We start from the raw sequence: 7,080 nt of genomic DNA, 5'->3' as shown, positions 1-7,080 counted from the left end.
GCGACCGTGTACGTGGCGACCGACCTGCGGCTCGAACGCCGCGTGGCGCTGAAGGTCATGCACGGCCACCTCAGCGACGACACCGTGTTCCAGAGCCGGTTCATCCAGGAGGCCCGCTCGGCCGCGAGACTGAGCGACCCGCACGTGGTGAACGTGTTCGACCAGGGGCAAGACGGCGAGATGGCCTACCTGGTCATGGAGTACCTGCCCGGCATCACCCTGCGAGAACTCCTGCGCGAGCACAAGCGCCTGACGGTCGATCAGACCCTGACGATCATGGATGCCATCCTGTCGGGCCTCGCGGCCGCGCACCGCGCCGGGATCGTCCACCGCGACGTCAAACCCGAGAACGTGCTCCTCGCCGAGGACGGGCGCATCAAGATCGGCGACTTCGGCCTCGCCCGTGCGACCACCGCCAACACCGCGAGCGGTGCGCAGCTGATGGGGACGATCGCGTACCTCGCGCCCGAGCTGGTGACGCGCGGCACCGCCGACGCCCGCAGCGACATCTACTCGCTCGGCATCATGCTGTACGAGATGCTCGCCGGCGAGCAGCCCTACAAGGGCGAGCAGCCGATGCAGATCGCCTACCAGCACGCGACCGACTCGGTCCCGCGCCCGAGCGCGAAGAACCCCGCCGTCCCCGAGCAGCTCGACGAGCTCGTGCTCTGGTCGACCGAACGCGAGCCCGACGATCGTCCCGTCGATGCGGGCGTGATGCTCCAACGCCTGCGCGAGGTCGAGAAAGAACTGGGCCTCGCCCCCCAGGTGGCGCGAGCCGTCTCGGTGGGAACGGTCGGCCCGGCCACCGCGGCCGAGTCGCGCGAGCTGACGAAGGTGCTCCCCCAGACCGCCACGATCCCCGACGCACCGACCGAGGACGCCGACAACGCGACCCGGTTGCGTGCGAAGACGCGCCGGCGGACCGCTCGGGGAATCTGGTTGCTGCTGCTCGTCCTCGTGCTCGCGGGCGGGTCCGCGACCGCCGGGTGGTACTTCGGCTCGGGGCCCGGCTCACTCGTCGAGGTGCCCGACGTCTCTCAACGGAGCTACGCGGATGCCGAGGCCCTCCTCGCGCAGAACCAGTTGCTCGCGCAGTCCCAGGACGTCAACGACCGGGAGATCCCGGCGGGGACGACGGTCGGCTCCGACCCGACGGCGGGGTCGCGCCTCGACAAGGACACGGTCGTCACGGTCTTCGTCTCGGCCGGACCCGCCACCCACCAGATCCCCGAGCTGCAGGGCAAGAGCCTCAACGAGGTCCAGGGGATCCTGGAGAGCGTCTACGTGGGTGTGACGAGCGTCGCGCAAGAGTTCACCGACGCGGGACCAGACACCGTGCTCTCGGCCTCCATCACTCCCCGCTCCGGCGGCGACGCGATCGACTGCACGGGGGGCTGCACGATCTACGAGGGCGACGCCGCGTCGCTGACGACATCGCTCGGACCGGTCCCGGACGTCGCGGGCCTCAAGACCGCCGATGCCGAGAGCAAGCTCCAGTCGGTCGGACTGAAGACGACGACGAGCGAGGAGTACAGCAACTCCGTCGCCTCGGGCACCGTGATCGCGATCGGCGATCGCGACGGAGGCGGCAACTGGCGCCCCGGCGACACCGTCACGCTCCGCGTCTCGATCGGGCCGAAACCCGTCATGATCCCCGAGAACATCGTCGGCATGACGATCCGAGAGGCGGTGTCGACGCTCGAGAATCTCGGCTTCGAGGTGAATGCCGGCATCGACGACGGCACGCTGCCGCTGGGGTTCAAGTACTGGGACATCTACAAGGTGCGCTCGAGCAATCCCAAGGCGGGCACGACCGCGCCGCAGGGCAGCACGGTGACGTTGACGCCGACGCTGTAGGACAGCGCCACGGGTCGGGGCGTGGCTTCGACGAGCTCAGCCACCGCGCGGCCGCTTGCCCCGCGGCGCGCGGGCGCGCCGAAGGTCCCTGAGCCTGTCGAAGGTCCCTGAGCCTGTTGAAGGTCCCTGAGCCTGTTGAAGGTCCCTGAGCCTGTCGAAGGGACCACCCCGAAGACAACGACGCCCCCGACCGCAACGGATCGGGGGCGTCGGACGGGCGAACGGCCTCAGCGCTTCTCGAGCTCCTCGGCCACGAGGAACGCGAGCTCGAGGCTCTGACGGTGGTTCAGACGGGGGTCGCACAGGCTCTCGTAGCGCGTCGCGAGGGTGGCCTCGTCGATCTGCTCCGACCCGCCCAGGCACTCGGTGACGTCGTCGCCGGTGAGCTCGACGTGGATGCCGCCGGGGTGGGTTCCCACGGCGCGGTGGGCCTCGAAGAAGCCGCGCACCTCGTCGACGACGTCGTCGAAGCGACGCGTCTTGTACCCGGTGGGCGTCGTGATGCCGTTGCCGTGCATCGGGTCGGTGACCCAGAGCGGCGTGGCGCCCGAGTCGCGGACGGCCTCGAGCAGCGGGGGCAGCGCGTCGCGGATCTTGCCGGCGCCCATGCGCGTGATGAACGTCAAGCGACCGGGCTCGCGCTCGGGGTCGAGCTTGTCGATCAGCGCGAGCGCCGTCTCGGCCGTGGTGGTGGGGCCGAGCTTGACGCCGATGGGGTTGCGGATTTTCGAGAAGTAGTCGACGTGCGCCCCGTCGAGCTCGCGGGTGCGCTCACCGATCCACTGGAAGTGCGACGAGGTGTTGTAGGGCAGGCCGGTGCGCGAGTCGATGCGGGTCATGGGGCGCTCGTAGTCCATGAGCAGACCCTCGTGGCCGGTGTAGAACTCGACGCGCGTGAGCTCGTCGAAGTCGGCGCCGGCCGCCTCCATGAACTTGATCGCGCGGTCGATCTCGGTCGCCATGCTCTCGTACGCCTGATTCGCCGGGGTCGAGGCGAAGCCCTTGTTCCAGCTGTGCACCTCGCGCAGGTCGGCGAAGCCACCCTGCGTGAAGGCGCGGATGAGGTTCAGCGTCGAGGCGGCCGTGTGGTAGCCCTTGAGCAGGCGGGCGGGATCGGCCTTGCGCGACTCTTCGGTGAAGTCGTACCCGTTGACGATGTCGCCGCGGTAGGCGGGCAGGGTGACTCCCCCGCGGGTCTCGACGTCGCTCGAGCGGGGCTTCGCGAATTGGCCCGCCATGCGGCCCATCTTCACCACCGGCATCGACGCGCCATAGGTCAGCACGACGGCCATCTGCAGAACCGTCTTGATGCGGTTGCGGATCTGCTCGGCGGTCGCGCCGGCGAACGTCTCGGCGCAGTCACCGCCCTGCAGAAGGAAGGCTTGACCGGCGGCGGCACGAGCGAGGCGATCGCGCAGGATGTCGACCTCGCCGGCGAAGACCAGCGGCGGGAGGGTCGCCAATTCTGCGGATGCCGCGGCCACCGCGCCCTCGTCATACCACTGCGGCTGCTGCTTGATGGGCAAGGTCCGCCAGTGGTCGAGGTCGTGGAGCTGCTGATTCACCCCTGAAGTCTAGTGGCGTGACGCAGGCGCCTTCGCCGCCTGGGCAGTGGCGAGACGGTCCTTCACCGTCGAGGCGTAGACGTCTTCGTACCGCTGCTCGCCGAGGCGTTGAAGGGCCACCATGATCTCGTCGGTGACGGACCGCAGGATGTAGCGGTCCCCCTCCATGCCGTCGAATCGAGAGAAGTCGAGGGGCTCTCCGATGATGATGCCCACGCGTCCCACGCGCGGCAGTCGCTGGCCGATGGGCATGACCGCACCGGTGTCGACCATGACCACCGGGATGACCGGGACTCGCGCTTCGAGCGCCATGCGTGCGATGCCCGTACGGCCGCGATAGAGCGTGCCGTCGGGGCTGCGCGTGCCCTCGGGGTAGATGCCCAGGAGCTCCCCGCGGCCGAGGACCCCGAGGCCCGTGTTCAGCGACGCCTCGGACGCCTTGCCACCGGAACGATCGATCGGCAGTTGACCGGTGGCCGTGAAGAACAGGCGCGTGGCCCAGCCCTTCAGACCCTTGCCCGTGAAGTAGTCACTCTTGGCCAGGAACGCCATCCGCCGGTCGATCATCAGGGGCAGGAAGATCGAGTCGGAGAACGACAGGTGGTTGCTCGCCAGGATCGCCGCGCCCTCGCGCGGGATGTTCCGCCGACCCACGAGCCACGGACGGAACACGGCCTTGATGACCGGTCCGATCACGACGTACTTCATGAGCCAGTAGAACATCGTCAGCGCTCCTTGCCCGCCAGGTCTGCGACGCCGATGAGGCCAGCGTCATTGCCCAGTCGCGCGATCGTGAACTCGGCCACCGGACGTTCACCGTACCCCGGGAGCGAGGTCTCGTATGCGAGCTTCACGGGTGCGAGAAGATCTTCCCCGAGCTGCGCCACGCCGCCGCCGATCACGAACAGTTCCGGATCGAGCACGGCCTGGAATCCCCCGCAGGCCTCGCCGAGCGCGGTGGCGACGCGGCGCAGGGCTTCGAGGGCCCCGGGGTCGCCCGCGAGCACCAACCGCGAGATGGCGGTACCGGGGATGGCACCCTTCTCGTCGCGCACGGCGGCCAGGGCAGCGCCGACACCACCCTCGTCGGCGATGGCGTTCGCTTCGCGCTGCAGGGCGCGGCCGGACGCGTACTGCTCGAGGCATCCGTTCTGTCCGCACCCGCACGGGTGGCCGCCGCGGACGAAGCGCATGTGACCGAGCTCGGCGCCGATGCCGTGACCGCCGCGGAACAGTTCGCCGTCGGTGACGACAGCGCCGCCGACGCCGGTGCCCATGGTCAGCATGACCATGTCGCGGACGCCGCGACCGGCCCCGAAGCGGTACTCGCCCCACCCGGCCGCGTTGGCGTCGTTCTCGATCGTGACCGGAGCGTGGAGGCGGTCTTCGAGACGGGCGCGGAGCGGTTCGTTGCGCCAGTCGATGTTGGGGGCGTAGATCACGGTGCTGCGATCGGAGCTGATGAACCCCGCCGCGGCGACGCCGATCGCATGGATCTCGTGCGCGCGGCGCAGGTGATCGGCCATGTCGACGACGGCATCCACGAGCGCCGCGGGATCGATCGGGGTGTCCACGCGGAGTTTCTCGACGATCGTGCCGTCTTCGGCGACGACGCCGCCCGCGATCTTCGTGCCCCCGATGTCGATGCCGACGTTCTGCACCGTGCTCCCCTCCGGCCTGCCACCCGGCGCGGCCCGGAGAAGTCTAGCCACCCCGTGGAACACATGCCGGACCGGGCGTCTGCCGCGGACCGGCGAAACCGTCCGGATAGACTCGATGCACCGATCGACATTTTTCCGGTACCGAAGGAGTTGCCGTGATCCAGTTCGACCTTCCCCCCCTCGTCGAAGCCGACCCGGACGCCAACGCGTCCGACCTGTTGGCAGACCGCGTCCGGGCGACCCCCGACCGACCGCTGTTCGCCGTCCCCGATGCGCAGGGGTGGCGTGACGTCACCGCTGCCGAGTTCGAGCGCCAGGTGATCGCGCTCGCGAAGGGGTTCGTCGCGGCGGGGATCCAGCCCGGCGAGAAAGTGGCGTTCATCGCGCGCACCACGTACGACTGGACGCTCGTCGACTTCGCCCTGTTCTACGCCGGAGCGATCATGGTGCCGGTGTACGAGACGAGCTCGCCGTCGCAGATCTCGTGGATCGTCTCCGACTCCGGAGCGATCGCCGCCGTGGTGGAGTCGGCCGAGCACGCCGCACGGCTCGACGAGGTGCGCAGCGACCTCACGCTCGTGCGCGAGGTCTGGGAGATGCACACGGGTGCGCTCGACGCCCTGGTCGCCAACGGCACCCACATCACCGACGAAGAGATCGAGCGCCGCCGCCACCTCGCCAAGGCGTCCGACGTGGCGACTTTGATCTACACCTCCGGATCGACCGGTCGCCCCAAGGGCTGCGTCCTCGTGCACAGCAACTTCGTGGAGCTCGCGCGCAACTCGGCCAAGGCCCTGCACGAGGTCGTCGAGACGCCCGGGGCCTCGACCCTGCTGTTCATCACGACCGCGCACGTGTTCGCGCGCTTCATCTCGCTGCTGAACGTGCACGCGGGGGTCAAGACCGGGCATCAGCCCGACACGAAGCAGCTCCTTCCCGCGCTCGGCACGTTCAAGCCCACGTTCCTCCTCGCCGTCCCGCGCGTCTTCGAGAAGGTGTACAACTCGGCCGAGCAGAAGGCCGAAGCAGGCGGCAAGGGCAAGATCTTCCGCGCCGCCGCCGACGCCGCGATCGAGCATTCGCAACGTCTGCAGGACGGGAAGTCCATCCCGCTGCTGCTCAAGATCAAATTCGCCCTGTTCGACAAGCTCGTCTACTCGAAGCTTCGGGATGCCATGGGCGGACGCGTCGTGTACGCGGTGTCGGGGTCGGCTCCTCTGGGGCCCCGTCTCGGTCACTTCTTCCGCAGCCTCGGCGTCGTGATCCTCGAGGGGTACGGCCTCACCGAGACGACGGCCCCAGCGACGGTCAACCTCGCCACCAAATCGAAGATCGGCACCGTCGGTCCCGTCCTGCCGGGTGTCGGCATCCGTCTCGCCGACGACGGCGAGATCCAGGTGCGCGGGGTGAACGTGTTCCGCGAGTACTGGCAGAACCCCGAAGCCACGGCCGAGGCCTTCGACGGCGAATGGTTCAAGACGGGCGACATCGGTGCGTTCGACAGCGACGGCTTCCTCGCCATCACCGGACGCAAGAAGGAGATCATCGTCACCGCCGGCGGCAAGAACGTCGCCCCCGCGGCCCTCGAGGACCCCATCCGCGCCAACCCGATCGTCGGTCAGGTCGTCGTGGTCGGCGACCACAAGCCGTTCATCTCGGCCCTGGTGACGCTCGACCCCGAGATGCTGCCGACGTGGCTCGCGAACAACGGGCTGCCGGCCGACATGTCACTCGCGGACGCGGCGACCAACGAGAAGGTGCGCGCCGAGGTGCAGGGCGCGATCGACCGCGCGAACGCGCGCGTCTCGCGCGCGGAGTCGATCCGCAAGTTCACGATCCTGCCCACCGAGTGGACCGAAGCCAGCGGGCATCTCACCCCCAAGATGAGCATCAAGCGCAATGTCATCGTGAAGGACTACGCCGACGCCATCGAAGACATCTACGCGGTGCCGATCAACACCACCAACGTCTCGCTGCCCTGAGGCGACGACGAA

5 protein-coding genes are annotated in these 7,080 nt (G+C 68.8%); 2 read left to right on the top strand and 3 right to left on the bottom strand.

Annotated features, from left to right (window positions below; translation table 11 throughout):
* Positions 1-1,860 (top strand): protein kinase (locus P2P98_RS18925; protein ID WP_275801825.1); only part of this gene is annotated, 1,860 nt, incomplete at its 5' end.
* Between the two features lie 227 nt (positions 1,861-2,087).
* Here the strand turns inward: P2P98_RS18925 and P2P98_RS18920 are convergent.
* Genes P2P98_RS18920 through P2P98_RS18910 form a run of 3 tightly spaced genes read right to left on the bottom strand, consistent with a single transcriptional unit; the run spans position 2,088 to position 5,086 of the window.
* Positions 2,088-3,425 carry a 3-deoxy-7-phosphoheptulonate synthase class II gene (locus P2P98_RS18920; RefSeq protein WP_058596021.1) on the bottom strand — a complete coding sequence of 446 codons (1,338 nt, stop codon included), beginning with the start codon at positions 3,423-3,425 and terminating at the stop codon, positions 2,088-2,090.
* A gap of 9 nt (positions 3,426-3,434) precedes the next feature.
* Positions 3,435-4,148 carry a lysophospholipid acyltransferase family protein gene (locus tag P2P98_RS18915; RefSeq protein WP_275801824.1) on the bottom strand — a complete coding sequence of 238 codons (714 nt, stop codon included), beginning with the start codon at positions 4,146-4,148 and terminating at the stop codon, positions 3,435-3,437.
* Between the two features lie 2 nt (positions 4,149-4,150).
* On the bottom strand, positions 4,151-5,086 hold the full coding sequence (locus P2P98_RS18910; RefSeq protein WP_275801823.1) for an ROK family glucokinase: 936 nt from the start codon (positions 5,084-5,086) through the stop codon (positions 4,151-4,153).
* 155 nt (positions 5,087-5,241) lie between these two features.
* Between P2P98_RS18910 and P2P98_RS18905 the strand changes: the two genes are divergently transcribed.
* On the top strand, positions 5,242-7,068 hold the full coding sequence (locus tag P2P98_RS18905; RefSeq protein ID WP_275801822.1) for an AMP-dependent synthetase/ligase: 1,827 nt from the start codon (positions 5,242-5,244) through the stop codon (positions 7,066-7,068).
* The last annotated feature ends 12 nt before the right edge of the window (positions 7,069-7,080 follow it).

The organism is Microbacterium sp. Kw_RZR3 (assembly GCF_029222405.1).
Lineage (GTDB): Bacteria > Actinomycetota > Actinomycetes > Actinomycetales > Microbacteriaceae > Microbacterium.
Note: the sequence above shows the minus strand (reverse complement) of the source record. Positions and strands in the feature narration are given on the sequence as shown.

Coding starts and splice junctions, on each gene's coding strand:
- P2P98_RS18915 (WP_275801824.1), bottom strand. CDS start 4,148: ATGTTCTACTGGCTCATGAAGTACGTCGTGATCGGACCGGTCATCAAG.